This is a genomic window from Vibrio sp. A2-1 (genome assembly GCF_021728355.1).
Lineage (GTDB): Bacteria > Pseudomonadota > Gammaproteobacteria > Enterobacterales > Vibrionaceae > Vibrio > Vibrio splendidus_K.
Window position 1 is genome coordinate 270,319 of record NZ_JAKKCO010000002.1, and the last position, 21,925, is coordinate 292,243.

General features: G+C 43.7%; 15 protein-coding genes and 1 pseudogene. 12 read left to right on the forward strand and 4 right to left on the reverse strand.

Translation table 11 applies throughout. The annotated features are described in order from the left end of the window. Positions 1 to 243: 243 nt before the first annotated feature. The 4 genes from pflB (at position 244) to L3V33_RS08875 (ending at position 5,341) form a co-directional block, all read left to right on the forward strand. Positions 244 to 2,520, forward strand: a complete 2,277-nt coding sequence (gene pflB, locus L3V33_RS08860; RefSeq protein ID WP_004736530.1) for a formate C-acetyltransferase — start codon at positions 244 to 246, stop codon at positions 2,518 to 2,520. A gap of 202 nt (positions 2,521 to 2,722) precedes the next feature. Further along, on the forward strand, positions 2,723 to 3,712 hold the full coding sequence (locus L3V33_RS08865) for a lipid A deacylase LpxR family protein (protein WP_171327810.1): 990 nt from the start codon (positions 2,723 to 2,725) through the stop codon (positions 3,710 to 3,712). Positions 3,713 to 3,876: 164 nt separating this feature from the next. Continuing rightward, a complete protein-coding gene (gene pflA, locus L3V33_RS08870; protein ID WP_171327812.1) occupies positions 3,877 to 4,617 on the forward strand; it encodes a pyruvate formate lyase 1-activating protein in 741 nt (246 codons plus the stop codon). Positions 4,618 to 4,840: 223 nt separating this feature from the next. Further along, complete coding sequence (locus tag L3V33_RS08875) at positions 4,841 to 5,341, forward strand: YfbU family protein (RefSeq protein ID WP_004736527.1); 501 nt, start codon at positions 4,841 to 4,843, stop codon at positions 5,339 to 5,341. Positions 5,342 to 5,446: 105 nt separating this feature from the next. On the opposite strand, the pseudogene L3V33_RS08880 reads toward L3V33_RS08875, so the two are convergent. Then, positions 5,447 to 5,584: pseudogene (locus tag L3V33_RS08880) on the reverse strand (MipA/OmpV family protein); the annotation flags it as partial. 390 nt (positions 5,585 to 5,974) lie between these two features. Between L3V33_RS08880 and L3V33_RS08885 the strand changes: the two are divergent. Further along, the gene (locus L3V33_RS08885) at positions 5,975 to 6,544 is read left to right on the forward strand and encodes an outer membrane beta-barrel protein (RefSeq protein ID WP_237290264.1); all 570 of its coding nucleotides are present in this window, start codon (positions 5,975 to 5,977) and stop codon (positions 6,542 to 6,544) included. Between the two features lie 346 nt (positions 6,545 to 6,890). Here L3V33_RS08885 and L3V33_RS08890 read toward each other — a convergent pair whose 3' ends face one another. Then, entirely contained in the window at positions 6,891 to 7,646 is a 756-nt protein-coding gene (locus L3V33_RS08890) for a MipA/OmpV family protein (RefSeq protein WP_017111073.1), read from the reverse strand. A gap of 354 nt (positions 7,647 to 8,000) precedes the next feature. On the opposite strand from L3V33_RS08890, the gene L3V33_RS08895 reads away from it, so the two are divergent. The 3 genes from L3V33_RS08895 to L3V33_RS08905 all read left to right on the forward strand — a co-directional run bounded on the left by L3V33_RS08895 (position 8,001) and on the right by L3V33_RS08905 (position 12,863). Beyond that, positions 8,001 to 9,935, forward strand: coding sequence for a PrkA family serine protein kinase (locus L3V33_RS08895; RefSeq protein WP_004736581.1), 1,935 nt, complete (start codon positions 8,001 to 8,003; stop codon positions 9,933 to 9,935). Positions 9,936 to 10,017: 82 nt separating this feature from the next. Beyond that, positions 10,018 to 11,289: a YeaH/YhbH family protein gene (locus L3V33_RS08900; RefSeq protein ID WP_102512516.1), complete on the forward strand. Its 1,272-nt coding sequence runs from the start codon at positions 10,018 to 10,020 to the stop codon at positions 11,287 to 11,289. Between the two features lie 11 nt (positions 11,290 to 11,300). Then, on the forward strand, positions 11,301 to 12,863 hold the full coding sequence (locus tag L3V33_RS08905) for a SpoVR family protein (RefSeq protein WP_146455931.1): 1,563 nt from the start codon (positions 11,301 to 11,303) through the stop codon (positions 12,861 to 12,863). A 205-nt stretch (positions 12,864 to 13,068) separates the two neighbouring features. Here the strand turns inward: L3V33_RS08905 and sohB are convergent, their stop codons facing one another. Then, entirely contained in the window at positions 13,069 to 14,136 is a 1,068-nt protein-coding gene (gene sohB, locus L3V33_RS08910; RefSeq protein WP_171327816.1) for a protease SohB, read from the reverse strand. Between the two features lie 137 nt (positions 14,137 to 14,273). Here sohB and L3V33_RS08915 point away from each other — a divergent pair, with 137 nt between their 5' ends. The 4 genes from L3V33_RS08915 to L3V33_RS08930 all read left to right on the forward strand — a co-directional run bounded on the left by L3V33_RS08915 (position 14,274) and on the right by L3V33_RS08930 (position 20,598). After that, entirely contained in the window at positions 14,274 to 15,014 is a 741-nt protein-coding gene (locus tag L3V33_RS08915) for a YciK family oxidoreductase (protein ID WP_146455933.1), read from the forward strand. A gap of 155 nt (positions 15,015 to 15,169) precedes the next feature. Then, a complete protein-coding gene (gene imuA / locus L3V33_RS08920) occupies positions 15,170 to 15,877 on the forward strand; it encodes a translesion DNA synthesis-associated protein ImuA (protein ID WP_237290265.1) in 708 nt (235 codons plus the stop codon). Positions 15,878 to 15,880: 3 nt separating this feature from the next. Continuing rightward, entirely contained in the window at positions 15,881 to 17,368 is a 1,488-nt protein-coding gene (locus L3V33_RS08925) for a DNA polymerase Y family protein (RefSeq protein WP_237290266.1), read from the forward strand. A gap of 137 nt (positions 17,369 to 17,505) precedes the next feature. Then, positions 17,506 to 20,598, forward strand: coding sequence for an error-prone DNA polymerase (locus tag L3V33_RS08930; protein WP_237290267.1), 3,093 nt, complete (start codon positions 17,506 to 17,508; stop codon positions 20,596 to 20,598). Positions 20,599 to 20,931: 333 nt separating this feature from the next. On the opposite strand, the gene L3V33_RS08935 is transcribed toward L3V33_RS08930, so the two are convergent. Then, entirely contained in the window at positions 20,932 to 21,873 is a 942-nt protein-coding gene (locus L3V33_RS08935) for a chemotaxis protein CheV (protein ID WP_237290268.1), read from the reverse strand. Between the last annotated feature and the right edge of the window lie 52 nt (positions 21,874 to 21,925).

The following is a 21,925-nucleotide window of genomic DNA, read 5'->3' on the forward strand; positions in this document are numbered from 1 at the left end:
CCATTTTTTTTCAACTTTTTTTGGCATTTATTGATTTAGTTTAAGGTTTACAGAAATTTTTTAGCGTAGTCTTGAATACATAGAGTAAAGACAACATATAAAAGGTAGTGACAATATATATAACCATATGATGCGAATATGCTCATATATATTGTTATTAATAAGAGTGTACTACCCTTACGAGGGGCGCTGGCTCAACAGTGTTAATGTACGTATTTTTTCTACTAAAAAGGTAGGTATGTCATGGCAGAGCAATTTGCTAAAGCTTGGGAAGATTTTGCTGCAGGTGAGTGGCAAAGCGAAGTAAACGTTCGTGATTTCATTCAAAAGAACTACACGCCGTATGAAGGCGACGAGTCTTTCCTAGTTTCTGAGGGTACTGAAGCAACTAACAAGCTTTGGTCTTCGGTAATGGAAGGTATCAAACAGGAAAACGCAACTAAAGCACCTGTAGATTTCGATACTTCTGTTATCTCTACCATTACTGCTCACGATGCAGGTTACATTGAGAAAGATCTTGAGACTATCGTTGGTCTACAAACTGAGAAGCCACTAAAACGTGCAATCATCCCTAACGGTGGTGTACGTATGGTTGAAGGTTCTTGTAAAGCATACGGTGAAACTCTTGACCCAATGGTTTCAAAAATCTACTCAGAATACCGCAAAACACACAATGCTGGCGTTTTCGATATCTACACTCCTGATATCCTAAAATGTCGTAAGTCTGGTGTTCTGACTGGTCTTCCTGATGCTTACGGCCGTGGTCGTATCATTGGTGACTACCGTCGTGTTGCACTATACGGTATCAACTTCCTAATGAAAGACAAAGCGGCTCAATTCGCATCTCTACAAGAGCGTTTCGAGAACGGCGAAGATCTTTCTGCAACAATGCAATTGCGTGAAGAGATCTCTGAGCAACATCGTGCTCTAGGTCAAATCAAGCAAATGGCTGAGAAATACGGTTTCGATATCTCTGAGCCAGCTCAAACTGCTCAAGAAGCTATCCAGTGGACTTACTTCGGCTACCTAGCTGCTGTTAAGTCTCAAAACGGTGCTGCAATGTCTCTAGGTCGTACTTCGACTTTCCTAGACATCTACATCGAGCGTGATATCGCTGCTGGCAAAATCACAGAAGACCAAGCACAAGAGATGATCGACCACTTCGTAATGAAGCTGCGTATGGTTCGTTTCCTACGTACTCCTGAGTACGATGAGCTATTCTCTGGCGACCCAATCTGGGCTACAGAGTCTATGGGTGGTATGGGTGTTGATGGTCGTACGCTAGTAACGCGTTCGAACTTCCGTTTCCTTAACTCTCTATACACTATGGGTCCTTCTCCAGAGCCAAACATCACGGTTCTTTGGTCAGAGCAACTGCCTGACGGCTTCAAGCGTTTCTGTGCGAAGGTATCTATCGATACTTCTTCTATCCAGTACGAAAATGATGACCTAATGCGTCCTGATCTTGGTTCTGATGATTACGCAATCGCTTGTTGTGTATCACCAATGATCGTTGGTAAGCAAATGCAGTTCTTCGGCGCTCGTGCTAACCTTGCAAAAACTATGCTTTACGCAATCAACGGCGGCGTTGATGAGAAGCTTAAAATGCAAGTTGGCCCAGTTGGCGACAAGATCACTGACGAAGTACTTAACTACGATGACGTAATGGGTCGCCTAGACACATTCATGGATTGGTTAGCTAAGCAATACGTGACAGCTCTAAACAGCATTCACTTCATGCACGACAAGTACAGCTACGAAGCGTCTCTAATGGCTCTTCATGACCGTGACGTTCGTCGTACTATGGCTTGTGGTATCGCTGGTCTGTCTGTTGCTGCTGACTCACTGTCTGCAATCAAATTCGCGACTGTTAAACCAATCCGCGACGAAGATGGCATTGCAACTGACTTCGAAATCGAAGGCGATTACCCTAAATACGGTAACAACGACTCTCGTGTAGATGACATTGCTTGTGAACTAGTTTCTACGTTCATGAACAAGATCCGTAAGCTTAAGACTTACCGTGATTCAATCCCTACACAGTCAGTTCTTACTATCACGTCTAACGTGGTATACGGTAAGAAGACAGGTAACACTCCAGACGGTCGTCGTGCTGGCGCTCCTTTCGCTCCTGGTGCTAACCCAATGCACGGTCGTGATGAGAAAGGTGCTGTAGCTTCACTAACGTCTGTAGGTAAACTACCGTTTGCTGACGCACAAGATGGTATCTCTTACACGTTCTCTATCGTGCCAAACGCACTAGGTAAAGAACAAGACAGCCAACGTGCTAACCTTGCAGGCCTAATGGATGGTTACTTCCACCACGAAGCTGGCATTGAAGGTGGTCAACACCTTAACGTTAACGTTCTTAACCGCGAAACTCTTGAAGACGCAGTTAAGCACCCAGAGAAATACCCTCAGCTAACAATCCGTGTTTCTGGTTACGCTGTACGCTTCAACTCTCTGACTACAGAGCAGCAAGCTGACGTAATCGCACGTACATTTACTGAGTCTCTATAAGCTCACGCTAAATAGATAAGTAAAATGATATTAGCCCCGCCAATGTGCGGGGCTTTTTTATATCATTCAGAAATTTATTATTTCGTCTTCACTATACGAAACGTCAGATTGAGCAAAAAACCCGTCATCTATTCACTTTTTTTTCACACCTAAACTCTAATTACGGTACTATCTTGGTTCATAATTTAAGAGTAACTGCTCCATGAAATACCTGCGTTGTTTACCCCTGCTCCTTCTCTCTTTTTCATCTTTAGCATCTGAGCGTTCTACGCTAACTTTCGCTTTAGATAATGATGGTATTTTTGGTGTCGACCAAGACTATACCAACGGCTTATTTCTGGGTTACACATCGTCAAGTATTACGCCATACAATTGGGTGAAACCATTGAGTCTCTCTTACTGGGGCGCAAGCTCTCTAGATAAATGGGAAATCACCATTGGCCACAAGATGTATACGCCTTCTGATATTGAGTTAGAAACGCCATCGGCTAATGACCGCCCATACGCAGGTTACCTACATACAGAATTCAACTACATCAGTTTGAACCCACAACAAGCCCAACGTTTTAACATTACCTTCGGTACAACAGGCGAACGTGCACTGTCTGAAGATGCTCAAAAGTTGGTTCACTCGATCACAAAATCAGATGAGCCTATGGGTTGGGAATATCAGGTTGACGATGAGTGGGCGGGGAGCGTTGGTTACTTAAGCCATTTCAACCTAATGCGTAATCAAGCACTAGCAAATACAGACTTCGAGATCTCTAACATTTCAGAAATTAATGTGGGCAACTTTAGAAGTGATATCCAAACGGGCTTCATGTTCCGTTGGGGTACCGACTTGGGCGGCAACTTTGGCGCGGCTAACATCACCACGGAAAACCCTTTCAAACCGGGCATGATCGGCGCATCAAACAGCGGTTGGTTTACCTATGCAGGCCTTGAAGGTCGTTACCGATTCAACGACCTGACTATCGAAGGCGATCGTTCTGAAATCGAAGATAATTGGCCGAATCCAGAACAATACGATGTCACTTTAGAAAACATTCAAGCTACTGCTGTGCTTGGTGTGGCATGGTATAACCAATACGTTGGTGCATCTTTCGCGCTAACTGCAAAAACCCCTGATTACGAAGAAGCAAAAGAGTCGGTTTATACCACTGGTGGTATCACCATGTTTGCTTTCTTCTAGCCATTAGTAAAAGCTTTCGTCCTTTACTTTTCAAGTTTAATACAGGCAATCATCTTCACCGGTGATTGCCTTTATTTTTAAAGACCTCGTTACCATTTGACCCTATTTTATGTACCGTTTTTGTAATAAAATACACGGTATAAATTCCTCTACGAGAATAGCTCATGTCTACAACTGGTCGCATTCACTCATTCGAATCTTGTGGTACTGTCGATGGCCCTGGTATCCGCTTCATTGTGTTCCTTCAAGGCTGCTTAATGCGTTGTATGTACTGCCATAACCGCGATACATGGGATCTTCATGACGGAAAGGAAGTAACGGTCGAAGAGATCATCAATGAAGCAAAATCATACCGTCATTTCATGAAAGCCTCTGGTGGTGGTATCACCTGCTCTGGTGGCGAAGCGATGCTACAACCTGAGTTTGTTCGTGACTTTTTCCAAGCGGCGCAAGCTGAAGGCATTCACACTTGCCTTGATACTAATGGCTACATTCGTAAGCACACTGAAGTGGTCGATGAAGTACTAGAGGCCTCTGATCTAGTGATGCTGGATCTTAAACATATGCGAGATGAGATACACCACGATTTCATTGGAGTATCAAACAGACGTACTCTGGATTTTGCACGCTACTTGCACAAAATCGGTAAGACGACGTGGATTCGTTACGTGATTGTTCCAGGCTACACGGATACGCCTGAGGATGCTCATCTTCTTGGTGAATTCATCAAAGACATGGATAACATCGAGAAAGTAGAACTGCTCCCATACCACAAGCTTGGTGCTCATAAGTGGGAAGCGCTTGGCTATGACTACCCTCTTGAAGGTACAAATCCGCCAAGCAAAGAGAAAATGGACGAGATTGTTGCTGTTCTAAGCCAGTACCATTCAAACGTAAAATACTAATCTAGACTTTTACGTTCATAGTGTTTTTAAACGCCTCAATTTCGATTGGGGCGTTTTCTTTTGTGGCTCAAACTATCCTTTCACTTTTCTTTACAACTTTTGTTTATCAATTCAAAAAATCATATTAAATCCGTGTTGAGATCATGTTTCCACGCGTAGGAATGCTGTTACTCTTACTGCAACAAAAGAATATAACATTTAGTTTTTTAGTGAGGCTCCTCCCATGGAAATGACCAATGCTCAGCGTCTAATTCTATCAAATCAATACTACCTAATGTCTCAAATGGATCCTGAGAACTCCGCTAAATACCAACGTCTACAAACGGTTGTAGAGCGCGGTTACGAACTTCAAATGCGTGAACTTAATAAAGAATTTGGCTGTTTGACTGAAGCCGAATGTCGCGAAGTTATCGACATCATGGAGATGTACCATGCCATGCAAGAGTCGAACAAAATGCTTGCAGAACAAGAACGTGCTGAAGTAGACCAACGTCGCCTACAGTTCCTAGGCTTTGATATCGCTTCTGAAGCTCAGAGCGTACATTACGTGCGTTTCCTTGTTGATTCTGAAGGTCTTTACCCTCAATTCGACAAAGCAGATCACCACTTCAATAGCCAAATGCCAATGCTAGAGAAGTACCGTCGCATGCTAACAACATGGCGTAATTGCCCTCGTCAGTACCACCTATGTGCGACAGAGCTATCTCAAATCTTTAGTGCTTAATACATTGATTGATCAGCTCTAACTTCTAAAAAGTTTCAAAAAAGGGTTACTCATCGTGAGTAACCCTTTTTTAATTTTCGTATATAAACAGACAGACCAAAATAACTAGAAGACGTAAGCAACACCGACGTTTTCGGCCATGTTAATGCCACTTTCAAGTATTGGGCTGTTCTCAATATCACCGTCAAGGTTGGTATATCGAACACCATCGGTTCCTCGAACATTTGGTGTCACATGCAGATAGTCCACTTTCAGGAGTGGGCTTTTTTGTGCCCAAAAGGAAATCATGAGGTTGTGTAAGTGTGGAGCTAGTGAATGCTCACAAACAAAAAGAACGCGATTTATGAAGCTACATGGATATAAAGCATGCTTTAAATACAGGAAATGTAAGTAAAATCATAAAGATAAGCTAGCGAACAACGAACGCTTGCTGGTTAATTACACTTATCTAGACAATCATCCTTCGAATATAAAACTAAATATCTCTAAAAAGCAGACGCTCTCTCTTTATTTATTACATTCTGAAACATTAATACAAATTAAATACCACTTTCGCCTTTCGAACAGTGTTTTTTATTTTGGAGAAATCGTTAGAATGCCCCCGAAATTTATTAATCAGAGCGATAAAAAAAAATGAGAAAGTTCATCCTTGCATCACTAGCTATCATGTCTACTTCAGCTTTCGCAGCTAACGAAATGTACGTACTTGGTGGCGTTGGCATTAACGAAGATGACACAGGCGCACAATTCACTGTTGGTTCACAAGTTCTTGATACAAAATTTTATCTAGAATCAACCATGAATTACATCGACTCAGACAACAGCGATGTTACTTCAGACGTAAACGGCGACCTGACTAAGTACAAAGGCAATTTGAAACATTTCAAAATGTCTTTAGCTCCAATGTATAAATATAGTTTCGATGAGTCTTTTGCTATCTACGGAAAAGTTGGTCTTGCTTACTCAAACGTAAATGTTAGATCAACAATTACTAACAAAGATTGGTCCGTGAATAATAAACATTCAAATAGCGAATGGGGCGCAACTTACGGCATCGGTGCTGAATTTAAGTCAACGCAACCAATGTTTGGTAACTCGAAGTTTATGGCGCGTGTTGGTTTCGATTGGTACGACTTCAGCTCAGGCGGTCTAAACCTAGGCAGCGACGGCACTCTAGGCCTACAAGCCGGTTTCACGTTTTAAGGTGTGAAGCACGCCCATCAAGCTCAGTGAGCGTTGACGGTTTGCATGGTATCGATGTTGATTATGGCAATATCATTATGCAAAAAGACAACCTGAAGAAAGTAGTTGAAACCGACTTACTTATTGAAAATCTAACGATTAACGGTAACTAATCCAACAGGTGAAGAGTTTGGTTGTGAATTGATTTATAGGAAAATCATTGATGGGAGCTAAATCTAGCCATGTCATGTCTTTCCTTGATTTGATTACTGTAATAATCGGTCGGTACTTCGCATAAATAAAAAGGGTTACTCATCTTGAGTAACCCTTTTTTAATGTCCGCATTTAGAGAGAAAAACCAAAACAACTAGAAGACGTAAGCAACACCGACGTTTGCGGCCATGTTAATGCCACTTTCAAGTATTGGGCTGTTCTCAATATCACCTTCAAGGTTGGTATAACGAACGCCACCAGTGACCCGGATATTTGGCGTCACATGCAAGTAACCGCCTAAACCAATAAAGTACTGACCGTCCCAGTCTGCATCGAATTCATTTAAATTGGTTCTCGCCGCTTCTGCTGAGCTCACCCCATACAGGTGATTATTCAAACGTTCACTGTTATAGGCATAACCAATAGAGGGTGTAATCGCCCAACCATTGCGACGAATCGGCAAACGCCAAGCTGCTTCCGCATAAATACCATTGTGTCTAAAGCCTAAGTCCGAACCAGCTGTCGCTTCAAACATCCCCACCAAGGTGATCACTTGGTAGCTAATACCACCTAATACTGATGCTTTACGCTCATCTAACTTTTGAATATCAACGTTATCAGAATCACCCGGCTTTAATGTTCTAGAATCATAAACCGCTCGAAACACAATATTCTGTGGTGAGCCAGCAGGAAGTAAGCGATAACCTGCACTGAATCCACGCATGAAAAAGTGCTCACCTTCATAACCAATCATAGGGATCACAGCACGGTTTGACGGTGTATCTTTATAGACTGCCGGAGAATAAGAAGCGGCGACGCCCAGTGACCACTGTGAGATTTTTGCATGTGTTGCTGTCGAAGCCAGTAACGCAGCACTGATAGCCACTATCTTAAACCCATTATTCTTCACTACATCTACCTATTTATTGAGCAATTTTTGATAACGACGCGCATTATATGGTACTTCATTCCAGTAAATCAATAGAGCTCAGTTATACATCTAATACACATAAATATAGTGTGAGTATTATTAAGCGACCTAAAATCACAAAACAAACGGCTAGATCCTCTCGAATGTAAAATAATTGGATTCTACACGCCTCAAGTTGCCTATTGCGCTCGCTACGTTTTTCACACGCAAAATTGTAAATAAATACATAATTGTTAAGCAAAATTGTGGAAGCGGGTCTAATCTTAAAATGTAGGGAGAGCCTATTTTTCAATCGCTCATCAGTTTTGACTGGTTAACAAGGGGAATGTGACTATGAGTATTTTTGACCACTATCAATCACGTTATGAAGCAGCCAAGGAAGAAGAGCTCACATTGCAAGAGTTCTTAGGGCTGTGTAAAGACGATAAAAGTGCTTACGCTAACGCTGCTGAGCGCTTACTACTGGCCATCGGCGAACCGGAGGTTATAGACACCGCTCAAGACCCCCATCTAAGTCGTATTTTCTCGAACCGTGTCATATCGCGCTATAGCGAATTTAAAGATTTCTATGGCATGGAAGATGCGATTGAACAGATTGTTTCTTACCTAAAACACGCAGCACAAGGCTTAGAAGAACGTAAACAGATCCTTTACCTACTTGGCCCTGTGGGTGGTGGTAAATCATCCCTTGCTGAAAAGCTAAAAGCACTGATGCAAAAACTGCCAATCTATGTGCTGTCTGCTGACGGTGAGCGAAGCCCTGTAAATGATCACCCCTTCTGTCTATTCGACGTAAACGAAGATGGCGATCTTTTGAAACAAGAGTACGGAATAGAGAAGCGCTACATACGCTCTATCATGTCACCTTGGGCGGCAAAACGCCTCCATGATTTCGGTGGTGATATATCTAGATTCAAAGTCATCAAACTACGCCCTTCGATTCTCGACCAAGTTGCGATCGCGAAGACAGAGCCTGGTGATGAAAACAACCAAGATATTTCGTCTCTGGTTGGTAAAGTCGATATTCGTAAACTTGAGCACTTCTCTCAAGATGATCCCGATGCCTACAGCTACTCTGGTGCGCTGTGTAAAGCCAACCAGGGTGTGATGGAATTCGTAGAGATGTTCAAGGCGCCAATCAAAGTCTTACACCCACTCTTAACGGCAACGCAAGAAGGTAACTTCAACGGTACCGAAGGGCTTTCTGCACTGCCATTTGACGGTATGATTCTGGCTCACTCAAATGAATCTGAGTGGCAGACCTTCCGTAACAACAAAAACAACGAAGCCTTCCTCGACCGTGTGTACATTGTAAAAGTTCCTTACTGTCTACGCGTCTCTGAAGAAGTTAAGATCTACCAAAAACTGCTTGAGCACAGTGAGCTATCCAAAGCCCCTTGTTCGCCAAGCACACTCGATCTGCTATCGCAATTCAGTATCTTATCTAGACTGAAAGAGCCCGAAAACTCTTCTCTGTTCTCAAAAATGCGGGTTTACGATGGTGAGACTCTAAAAGACACCGATCCAAAAGCGAAGAGCTACCAAGAGTACCGAGATTATGCTGGCGTTGACGAAGGAATGTCTGGGCTATCAACGCGTTTCGCCTTTAAGATTCTGTCTCGAGTGTTCAACTTCGACCAAGCCGAAGTGGCGGCAAACCCGGTTCACTTGTTCTACGTGATTGAACAACAAATCGAACGTGAACAGTTCCCTCAAGAAACCGCTGAGAAGTACCTTGAGTTCTTGAAAGGATACTTAGTACCACGTTACGTAGAGTTCATTGGTAAAGAAATTCAGACCGCTTACCTAGAGTCTTACTCTGAGTACGGTCAGAATATCTTCGACCGCTATGTCACCTACGCAGACTTCTGGATTCAAGACCAAGAGTACCGCGATCCAGAAACAGGCCAGCTATTTGACCGTGCTTCTCTGAATGGTGAACTAGAGAAAATCGAGAAAACAGCCGGTATCAGTAATCCTAAAGACTTCCGAAATGAGATTGTGAACTTTGTGCTTCGTGCCAAAGCCAACAATAACGGTCAAAACCCAGTTTGGACAAGCTACGAGAAACTGCGCACTGTGATTGAGAAGAAAATGTTCTCCAACACAGAAGAGCTACTTCCTGTTATTTCGTTCAATGCTAAGACCTCAACGGATGATCAGAAAAAACACGACGACTTCGTTGCTCGTATGATGGAAAAAGGCTATACCGAGAAACAAGTTAGACTGCTATCCGAGTGGTACCTAAGAGTTCGTAAATCCTCATAACCAAACTGTACTGAGCTGCTCAAGTGAGCAGCTCGTACATAATAAAAAGTAGGATCGCGACATCAGCTGAGAGGGAGTTCTTATGGCACAATTTATCGATCGGAGGCTCAATGGCAAGAATAAGAGTGCTGTGAATAGACAGCGTTTCTTACGACGTCATAAAGAGCAAATCAAAGAATCTGTGGCCGATGCAGTCAACCGACGCTCAATCACCAATACTGAAACCGGTGAAGACGTCACTATTCCCCATAAAGACATCAAAGAGCCAAGCTTTCACCAAGGTCAAGGCGGCGTAAGAGAACGCGTTCACCCAGGTAATGACCAGTTCATCACGGGCGATAAAATTGAACGTCCTAAAGGTGGCGGTCAAGGTGGCGGCGCAGGCCAGGGTGACGCAAGCCCTGATGGCGAAGGCCAAGATGAATTTACATTCCAAATTTCAAAAGATGAATATCTTGATATTCTCTTTGAAGATTTAGCTCTTCCTAATCTAGAGAAGAATCAGGTCAACAAAATCACCGAATGGAAGACACATCGCTCTGGTTATCAAAGCGCGGGGATTCCTTCCAACATTGCTATCGTTCGTTCACTGCAGCAATCTCTGGCTCGTAGAACCGCAATGACAGCAGGTAAAAAGCGCGAGCTTAACCTACTGATGGAGCAACTTGACCAAGTTAAAATGACAGAACCGGCACAACCCTTTGAAGAAAGTCGTTTAAAAGAAGAGATTGCCGAGTTACGTAAAAAAATTGAAAGCGTGCCATTTATTGACACCTTCGACCTGCGTTTTAAAAACTACGAGAAGCGCCCTATTCCATCTAGCCAAGCCGTTATGTTCTGCCTAATGGATGTATCTGGTTCAATGGACCAAGCCACGAAAGACATCGCTAAGCGCTTTTATGTGTTGCTCTACCTGTTCTTGAATCGCACTTATGAAAACGTCGATGTGGTGTTTATTCGTCACCATACTCAGGCTAAAGAAGTCGATGAACATGAGTTTTTCTACTCACAAGAAACTGGTGGCACCATCGTTTCCAGTGCACTGAAGTTAATGAAAGAGATTGTCGCAGACCGTTATCCTGCGAACGAATGGAATATCTACGCTGCACAAGCTTCTGATGGAGATAATTGGGCTGATGACTCCCCTCGCTGTAAAGAGCTGCTAGTCAATACGCTATTACCGACTTGCCAATATTACTCTTACATCGAGATTACGCGCCGTTCACACCAAACACTTTGGCATGAGTACGAGAAGCTAGAAGCGAGCTTCGATAACTTCGCCATGAAGAACATTAAAACGGTGGATGATATTTTTCCTGTGTTTAGAGAACTGTTCCAGAAAGAGACAGCGTAAGGGGGCTTGCCATGACAGCGAAATCAAACGTTGCAGAAAAAGACAAAGCGACACAGAAGAGAAACGACAAGATGCTGCCTGATGGTCCAGATTGGACATTCAACCTATTGGAACAATATCACGTAGAAATTAAGCGTGTGGCCCAGCATTACCGTTTAGATACTTACCAGAACCAAATTGAAGTGATTACTTCTGAGCAGATGATGGATGCATACTCGAGCATCGGTATGCCGATCAATTACAATCACTGGTCATTTGGCAAAAAATTCATTCAAACCGAGCAAAACTACAAGCATGGCCAGATGGGGTTAGCGTACGAAATCGTGATCAATTCAGATCCTTGTATCGCATATCTGATGGAAGAGAACACGGTCACGATGCAGGCGCTCGTAATGGCTCATGCTTGTTACGGCCATAACTCTTTCTTTAAGGGCAACTACCTATTCCAAACCTGGACCGATGCCAGTTCCATCATCGACTACCTACTATTCGCTAAAAAATACATTACCGATTGTGAAGAAAAATACGGTGTTGCCGAAGTCGAGCAGCTTCTCGACTCTTGTCATGCCCTCATGAATTACGGCGTAGACAGATACAAACGCCCTGAGAAGATTTCCATAGCTGAAGAGACAGCAAGGCAAGAAGAACGTGAAGCGTATCTGCAATCTCAAGTCAATGAGCTGTGGAGAACTGTGCCTAAAAATCAAGACAAGGAAAAAGAGACCAAAATCCGCTTTCCTAGCGAACCTCAAGAAAACATTCTCTACTTTATCGAGAAGAACGCACCACTACTTGAACCTTGGCAGCGTGAGTGTGTTCGCATTGTTCGCAAGGTGAGCCAATACTTCTACCCTCAAAAGCAAACTCAAGTAATGAATGAAGGCTGGGCAACCTTTTGGCACTACACCATTCTTAACCACCTTTACGACGAAGGTTTGGTGAGTGACAAATTCATCTTAGAGTTCCTACACAGCCACACCAGCGTGGTCGCACAACCCGCCTACAACAGCCCTTATTTCAGCGGGATAAACCCTTATGCGCTTGGCTTTGCGATGTTTAGAGACATCCGACGTATCTGTGAAGAACCAACCGATGAAGACAAAGAGTGGTTCCCTGAGTTAGCCGGAAGTGATTGGCTAGAAGCGGTGCACTTTGCCATGCACAATTTCAAAGATGAAAGCTTTATCAGCCAATATCTTTCACCAAAGATCATTCGAGACTTTAAACTGTTCTCTGTGCTCGACGACGACCGCAAAAACACCATTGAGATAAGTGCTATTCACGATGACCCAGGCTATCGCTTGATTCGTGAAAAGCTTGCGGCTCAATACAATCTAAGTAACCTTGAACCGAATATTCAGGTGTTTAACGTCGATGTTCGTGGTGATCGCTCGATGACACTGCAGTATGTGCCTCACGGCCGTATCCCGCTTGATAAAGGCTACGACGAAGTGATGAAACATCTCTATCGTTTATGGGGCTTTGATGTAATTTTGGAGGAGGTCAAAGATACTGGTCATAGAGAAATTCTGACCACTTGTCCAAAGCGCAATGATTATGGAGCAAAGATTTAATACCAGCCACAGGAAGTAAGTGGTTGGTATAAGACTCCGCTCCCCCTACAACATAGTGGTTAAACCCGCTCGGAAGTGGAGCAATAAAAAAGCGCATAAGTCTGATGACTTATGCGCTTTCTTTTTAAGGCTTAAACGTCTTCAATAGACGCAAGGCACTAAACCTAGATACTAGAGCTAAAGCTAAAGCTAAAGCTAAATAAGCTTAAACAATCGGCTTTTGGCCGCGTTCAATCAGCTTCATCAGCACGCTGTCTGCAGATTTACCTGCCACGCCCGCTAGTTTGTCTGACAGCTTTTTCTTCTGTACGTAGTGAATCGCTAGAACCGTTTTGTCCTTACATGCCGCTACGACTAAATCATCAGAAGTGCTGATCTCATCCACCAGCCCAAGCTCATGTGCTTGTGTACCAAACCAGTGTTCACCGGTTGCTACTTTTTCAAGATCTAACGCCGGGCGGTGGTCGCGGATGAAGTCTTTGAATAGACCATGTGTCTCTTCGAGCTCTTCTTTAAACTTCTCGCGTGCTTTATCGCTGTTCTCACCAAACATAGTAAGCGTGCGTTTGTACTCACCCGCCGTTAGCTGTTCGAACTCAATGTCATGCTTTTTAAGCAATTTATTGAAGTTTGGCAGTTGAGCAATAACACCAATAGAGCCAACAATAGCAAAAGGTGCAGATACAATTTTGTCCGCGATACATGCCATCATGTAACCACCACTCGCGGCTACTTTGTCTACCGAGATAGTCAGAGGCAGGCCTGCTGCTTTGATACGATCAAGTTGAGAAGATGCCAAACCATAGCCGTGAACCATGCCACCGCCAGACTCAAGTTTAAGCAATACTTCATCGCCTTCACGAGCCACAGACAGAACCGCCGTTACCTCTTCACGTAATGAAGCCACTTCTTTCGCATCAATGCTGCCGTTAAAATCAAGAACGAATAGATGTGGTTCACGCTTGCTATCAAGCTCACCCTCTTTCGCTGCTTTTTTCACTTCTTTGCCACGTGATTTTACTTTTTCTTTTTCCGCTTTCTTTTCTGCTTTATCACGGGCTTTGATGAAAGCATCATCATGCAAATGGTGCTCTAGTTGTTCAATCGTTTGTTTGTGGTGTTCAGATAGGTTCGTGATTTCCAGCTCACCTTTAATCGCGCTTGATTTTCCACCCACCGATTTAGCAATCACTAAAATTGCAATGATGGCGATTACAACGGTCGCAATCTTGGCTAAAAACAAGCCGTAGTCCAACAAAAATTCCAATGTCATATCCCCTATTGTATGAATTAGTGTATTGTAACCATCTTGTCACGATTACCAAGAATTTCTCATCATTCCTGCGTTTATCTGTGTGATTAAACACCAATGGAATGACGAACATAATAAAAGAAAGAAGGATAAGCACAGTGGATTACCCAATCTCTACAGATGCCCTCAAAGATAAAGTAATTTTGGTTACAGGTGCCGGTGCTGGCATTGGTCGCCAAGCCGCACTAAGCTTCGCTCAACATGGTGCAACTGTCATTCTGTTAGGCCGCAATGTTAAAAACCTTGAATTCATTTACGATGAAATCGAAAGTGCTGGTTACCCTCAGGCTGCGATCATTCCGCTAGACCTCAAAGGAGCAACAAAGCAGAACTACATTGATATGGCTGAAACCATTGAATCACAGTTCGGTCGTTTAGACGGCCTACTGCATAACGCAGGTGTGCTTGGCACGTTAAGTCCATTTGATCAAATCGATGAAGAAACGTTTGATGGCGTTATGCAAATCAACGTTAAAGCTGAATTTCTAATGACTCAAGCATTACTGCCTGTCATTAAGAAAGCGGAAGCGGGTCGTATTGTCTTTACTTCTTCAACGGTTGGTCACTCTGGCCGTGCGTTCTGGGGCACTTACGCGATTTCTAAGTTTGCTACCGAAGGCATGATGCAAATCCTAGCGGACGAACTTGAAGACACCAACATCCGTGTAAACGCGATCAATCCTGGCGGCACTCAAACACGCATGCGTGCAAAAGCGTACCCAGGTGAAGATGCGAACAAGCTGAAAACGCCACTCGACATCATCCCGCTGTACCTACACTTAATGAACCCAAGTGTGAAAGACATTAATGGCCAGTGCATCGATGCTCAACCTAAGTAACTGATATCATTAGCCAACAGTAAGAAGCCGCTTCCATAGCGGCTTTTTTTGTATCTAAATCAACCATCTAATATTTAGTTCATCTGATTTTCGTCATTTTTCTTTGCATCTTTTCCATTGTTAAATATACTGTGTAAATATACAGGTATTTAATTATGCATGAACTAATAAAAAACTTACAAGACCGCCAGCTAATCTGGACAGGGTTACAATCAACAACGCAAGGAAGTACTACTTCAACAGGCTATTCTCAATTGGATAAACAGCTTGATGGTGGCTTTCCGACGCATGGTGTTATTGAGGTTGAATCGCAACAAGGGATCGGTGAACTTCGCCTGCTTACACCCTATTTAGCTCAACAAAACTCACAACAATTGGCCATCTTCATTAACCCACCGGGGAAGATCTGTGCTGAGTTTTTTAGCAGCCAAGGTATTGAACTAGAGAACATCCTCGTTATCCAACCTCAGCGCGATCTCGATGCATTGTGGGCAGCTGAGCAATGCCTTAAAAGCGGCGCCTGTCACTCGGTATTGCTATGGGGAGCCGATCTAGAGATACACCAAACCAAGCGCCTGCAAGCAGCAAGCGAAACCGGTAAGTGTCTGCAATTTCACTTTAAGGCCACCAGCCATAATCAGTTATCCCTACCCGTTTCTCTAAGCATGAAGCTATCTTCTCACGCCCAAGGGTTAAAGGTTGAGGTCACAAAAAGAAAAGGCAGTTGGTCGTATGGCTGCTTTATTCTAGACATGAGCCAAAATTGGCCGTTACTCACTGAAAAAATCACCCTTCAAGACAGTTCACATAGTGCTTTATCAAATAACACCGTGCTGGCTTTTCCTATTGCGAAACAAGGCTAGCGTATGTTGTGGCTTTATCTGCACTTTCCATCTCTGCAGTTGGATACCTTGTTTAATTCTGAGCTATCTAACTCCGAGAAAGTTCACTCTAATGAAGAGTCACACGAACAACCTATTATCATCGTGGATGAAAAAGATCACCGTGTGCTGCAAGCTAACCAAGCTGCGCTGCAATCGGGAATTTCACTTGGTATGGGGCTAGGGTCTGCGGCGGCGCTTTGCCATAACTTACACGTCCACCCTTACAGTATTGAGCTAGAAAAAAGTAAGCTCAAAGAGATCGCTCAATGGGCGTATTTGGTCACTTCTGACATGGCTTTACTACCACCGAATAGTTTGTTGATTAAAGCTTCTAATATGCTGTCACTTTACGATGGGTTAGATAACTACTGGCATGAGCTCAAAAGCCACTTAGAAACGCTCAATATCCAGTTCAGCTTCGCGACGGGTTACTCACCACTTTCTGCGATCCTTTTGGGCAAGCAATCCATCAACCAAGTCACTAATAATGTTGAGCAAATGAAAGCATGGGTCAATCAACAAGCATTGAGTTCTAGTGAGTTGCCAACTAAGCAAGTGGAGCGTCTGAACCGCGTCGGCATTAACTTAGTGGATGACCTATTGAAACTGCCTTTGCAAGAGGTCGCACGTCGCTTTGATATCGATTTGGTGAATTATGTTGGCCGCCTTAACGGACAGTTCAAGCACCCGATTGATTTCTACCATCCACCGGAGAATTTTCAGCAATATCTCGAGCTATTGTTTGATATTGAAAACATCCTGTTTATCGAAAAACCGTTACTGAAATTATTAAATCAACTCGAGTGTTTTTTGAAGCTACGCGACCGAGTTGCTTTCGAGTTAACGCTGACTTTGCACCTAAGGGATAAAGACGACCACCCTGTCTCTTTTTATTCGGCACAAGGCGATTACCTTGCTGAAAAGTGGGCGAATCTGACTCATCTAACCTTAGAATCGCTGAAGATCACGGCACCGGTTCAGGGGCTGACTCTATCCTTGATTCGTCATGGCGAACCGCAAGTCGCCTACCATGATCTTTTTGATGGCAATACAGGAACACTTGCCGCGTTAGATTTGATCTCATTACTGCAAGCTAAATTAGGGCAAGCCTGCATTCAAACACCGAAAATACTGCACGATCCTAGGCCAGAAAAAGCCAACCAATATTCACTACCAACACTGGGGAATACGGAAAAAAAGAAACAAGTTTCCCAAGATATCGCGCAACAAACTATGACAGCTTCCAACGTCAGCCAACAGCGATTGAGACCGAGTATTCTACTGCCTGAGCCCGAAGTCTTAACCGAGAGTGTCACCTTATCTCAAGGCCCTGAGCGCATTGTTTCTGGATGGTGGGACGGAGAAAAAATCATTCGTGACTACTTTATTGCTCATAGTGAAAACGGCCGATGGCTATGGATCTTTAGAACGCCAGATAAGCAGTGGTTTTTGCACGGCTTATTTAGCTAGCTTGTAGGAAAGTAAGTCAGTAAGAAAGCTAGTCTGTAAGAAAGTAAGAAACTTCGTTAGCTCGTCCGTTCTACTTATTGAATTTCAACATCCTTTTTCAATCATATTCACTCGCAGTGGTTAAGTGAGATTACATTATGTCTCAGCAATACTCAGAGCTATTTTGCCAAAGTAATTACTCCTTCCTTGAAGGAGCTTCACACGGAGAGGAGCTTGTTTTACAGGCCGACTTCTTACGTTACAAAGCGCTCGCGGTTACTGATGAGTGCTCGGTGGCGGGCATCGTTAAGGTTCACTCAGCAATCAAGCAACATAAACTGTCGCTCAAACAAATTGTCGGGAGCATGTTTTGGTTAAATGAAGAGTGCCAAGTGGTATTGTTATGTCCAAACAGACAAGCCTATGCGGAGCTGTGCCGTATCATTACCAATGCGAGACGTCGTAGCAGTAAAGGACATTATCAACTCTCTGAGTGGGATATCATGTCGGCTAAGCACTGCTTCATTGTTTGGCTCCCTCAACAGAAAAATGAAGACGCGTACTGGGGGCAATGGCTATCCCAGCACCATTCAGGTCGGCTTTGGATCGGCTTACAACGACACCTAAAGCAAACCGACCAGCAGTACACAGATTACTGCGTTGAGCTGTCACAACATCATCACCTTCCTATTACTGCCTGTGGTGGCGTGCTGATGCACAACGCTAATCGCTTACCCTTGCAGCATTCACTCACTGCGATCAAGTATCAACGTCCCATTACTGAAGTGGGCAGTCACTTACTGGCAAATGCCGAGCGCTGTTTACGAAGCATCAATAAGCTCTCACGTATTTTCAAAGCAGAGTGGCTAGAAGAGAGCAACCGAATCTCTGAGCTGTGCGAATTTGATTTAGACAGCTTGCGCTACGAATATCCTAGTGAACTGATTCCTCAAGGTGAGACGCCCATGAGTTATCTGCGCATGTTGGTCGAGAGAGGGAAACAAGATCGCTTCCCACAAGGTGTGCCTAGCAACATTCAACAAATCATAGATAAAGAACTCGGATTGATTGATGATCTCGACTACCCTTTCTTCTTTCTCACCATTCATGACATCGTGATGTTTGCCAAAAGCCAAGGAATTCTTTACCAAGGTCGAGGTTCTGCGGCTAATTCCGTGGTCTGTTACTGCCTAGAAATCACCTCTGTCGATCCAAGACAGATCTCAGTGCTATTTGAACGCTTCATCAGTAAAGAGCGCGATGAGCCGCCCGATATTGATGTCGACTTTGAACATGAACGCCGTGAAGAAGTCATCCAATACATCTATCAAAAATACGGTAGAGAACGGGCTGCACTTGCTGCAACGGTCATCTCTTATCGCTTTAAAAGTGCGGTTAGAGATGTCGGTAAAGCATTGGGACTACAAGAAACTCAACTTGATTACTTAATTAAAAACACCAATCGCAGGGACAAAAGCCTAGGCTGGCAGGCTCAGCTCACTCAATTGGGGCTACAACCTGATTCGTTGAAGGGGCAACAGTTTATCCACTTGGTGAATGAGATCATCGGCTTTCCACGCCATTTATCTCAGCACGTCGGTGGCTTTGTGATCTCTTCTGGGCCTTTGTATGAACTGGTTCCTGTCGAGAATGCCGCGATGCACGAACGAACCATAATTCAATGGGATAAGGATGATCTAGAAACCTTGGGACTGCTTAAAGTCGATGTGCTTGCACTGGGTATGCTCTCTGCGATTCGTAAATGTTTTGACCTAATCAAACGCATTCATGGTCGCTCGCTAACGATCGCAGAGATCACACGCCTCAAAGACGATCCTCAGGTTTACGGCGTGATTCAACGGGCAGACACGGTCGGGATATTCCAAATTGAGTCACGAGCGCAAATGAGCATGCTACCAAGGCTTAAACCGAGGACTTATTACGACTTGGTGATTCAAATCGCTATCGTACGTCCAGGGCCTATTCAAGGCGATATGGTGCATCCGTTTCTAAAACGTCGAGATGGCATTGAGCCAATCAGTTATCCATCTAAAGATGTGGAGTCGGTACTGTCGCGCACCTTAGGTGTACCTATCTTCCAAGAGCAAGTGATTAAACTCGCTATGGTGGCTGCAGGGTTCACAGGCGGAGAAGCGGATCAACTCAGACGCGCAATGGCCGCTTGGAAGAAAAATGGCAACGTCTTTAAGTTTAAAAACAAACTTATCGAGGGAATGCAAAAACGCGGCTATGAGACAGAGTTTGCTGAGCAGATCTTTAAACAGATATGCGGCTTTGGCGAGTACGGTTTTCCTGAAAGCCACTCCGCTTCGTTTGCAGTATTAGCGTATTGCTCCGCTTGGTTAAAATGCTATTACCCAGAATGTTTCTACGCTTCTTTGCTCAATAGCCAACCCATGGGTTTCTATAGCCCATCGCAGTTGGTACAGGACGCACAACGACACAATGTGGCGATTCTTCCAGTATGTGTGAATGCCTCACAAGACAACCACATAGTCGTTGAACATCAGAATGGTTTAGCGATTCGCTTAGGGCTACGACAAATCAAAGGATTCAGCGAGCATGGAATTCAAAGTGTGCTCGCCAATCGCCCACAATCCGGTTATCGCCACCCTAGCCAGGTGAAACAGTTATCGATGAATAAAAAAGATATCGAACTACTGGCCTCCGCAAATGCGCTGAATAATGTCTCCGGAGATCGTTTTCAGACGCGTTGGGCAATGATGGACTCAGCCTCTGATCTACCTTTGTTTAACCAAGTCGATGACTATGCAGAAGATGATAATGGCGAGCTCTCATTGCATCAACCCAGTGAGATGCAAGATCTACTCGAAGATTTCACCAGTGTCGGGATTTCATTAAACAAACACCCAATCACTTTGCTCGAAGAAGCCAATCGATTAGGTCGATTCACACACATGAAGGACTTAATACAACAAAGACACAAATCCATGGTCACCGTTGTTGGATTAGTCACGGGTAAACAGTCACCCGGCACCGCAGCTGGTGTCACCTTTGTCACATTGGAAGATGACACAGGTAATATTAATGTTGTGGTCTGGGGAGCCACCGCCCGCGCGCAACAGCAAGCTTACCTCACAGCTAAGGCTTTAAAGGTACAAGGAGTCTTAGAGAAGGAAGGCGAAGTCGTGCATGTGATTGCGGGGAAACTTATCGATATAACTGATGAAATTGTTGGCTTGAACACCAAATCTCGAGATTTTCATTAGCGATGTATCAACTGTTTTTCTATCGTCCATTGACTAAAGAAACGAGAGACAGAGAAACGAAAAAGGGAAGCATCAGCTTCCCTTCAATTCAATTTGTTGAGTTATGACTCAACTTCAGCTTCCGTACGTCTTTTCTTAAATTCCCTATACAGTAATAAGCTCAAAGTCATTACGACTTTAGAAGTCAACCATATCATTAAGAGGAACTACCTTAGATTGTGTGTGAAAAGTTACGCTAGTAGTTGAGCATATTTCGTTAAGAAAAATATGCCACGTGAATATTAGCAAACGTTTTCCATAAGGTCACTCAAAATAACCGTACAGCAGTCTTAATTATAAAATCTGACGCATTCGCTCTTGAGTCACTTCAACCAGAAGGTCCGGTTGGAACTTAGAAATAAAGCGATTACACCCTACTTTCTCAACCATAGCTTCATTAAAACTTCCACTTAATGAAGTATTTAGCGTGATGAACAGGTCATGCATTCTTGGATCCGTACGCACTTCATGCGTCAGTTTATAGCCGTCCATTTCAGGCATTTCAGCATCGGTGATCATCAACAATATTTCTTGATTGATGTCTTTACCTTCATCACACCAGCCCTTAAGTAAGGTCAGTGCTTCTAAACCATCACAACATTCAATAATGTTCAAACCCAGTTGCGATAAGGTACCTTTAATCTGGTTACGCGCGGTTGAAGAGTCATCAACGATAAGTACATTACGTCCAACCATTTCATTGGCAAGTTGCTCATCTAAAACACCGTCAGAAATCGAAACATCATAATCAATGATTTCAGCGAGTACCTTTTCAACATCAATAATCTCAATGATTTTGTGCTGCTCTTCTTCTTGAATATGCGTGATAGCCGTCAGGTAATTGGCACGACCCGTTGTCTTTGGAGGCGGCTGAATTTCAGTCCACGTCGTATTCACGATATTACGCACTTGTCCAACCAAGAAACCTTGTACAGTTCGGTTGTATTCCGTGATGATCAAGTTATTTTCTTGAGTCTCATCTCGTGACGGTGGGAAGCCAATAGCGCTGCGCAAATCGATAACAGGCACCGATTCACCACGTAGAGACGCAACACCTGTAATATGATGGTGAGAGCCCGGCAAGCGAGTGAGTACTGGCACCTTTAGGACTTCTTTCACTTTAAATACGTTAATCGCAAATAGTTGACGACTGTTTAAGCTGAATAACAAGAGCTCCAGACGGTTTTCACCGACCAGTTTGGTTCTCTGATCAACCGAATTTAAAACGCCAGACATACAACACCTTAGTGACAAATAATAACTGTGGCTACAATAGCCTACTTCAATA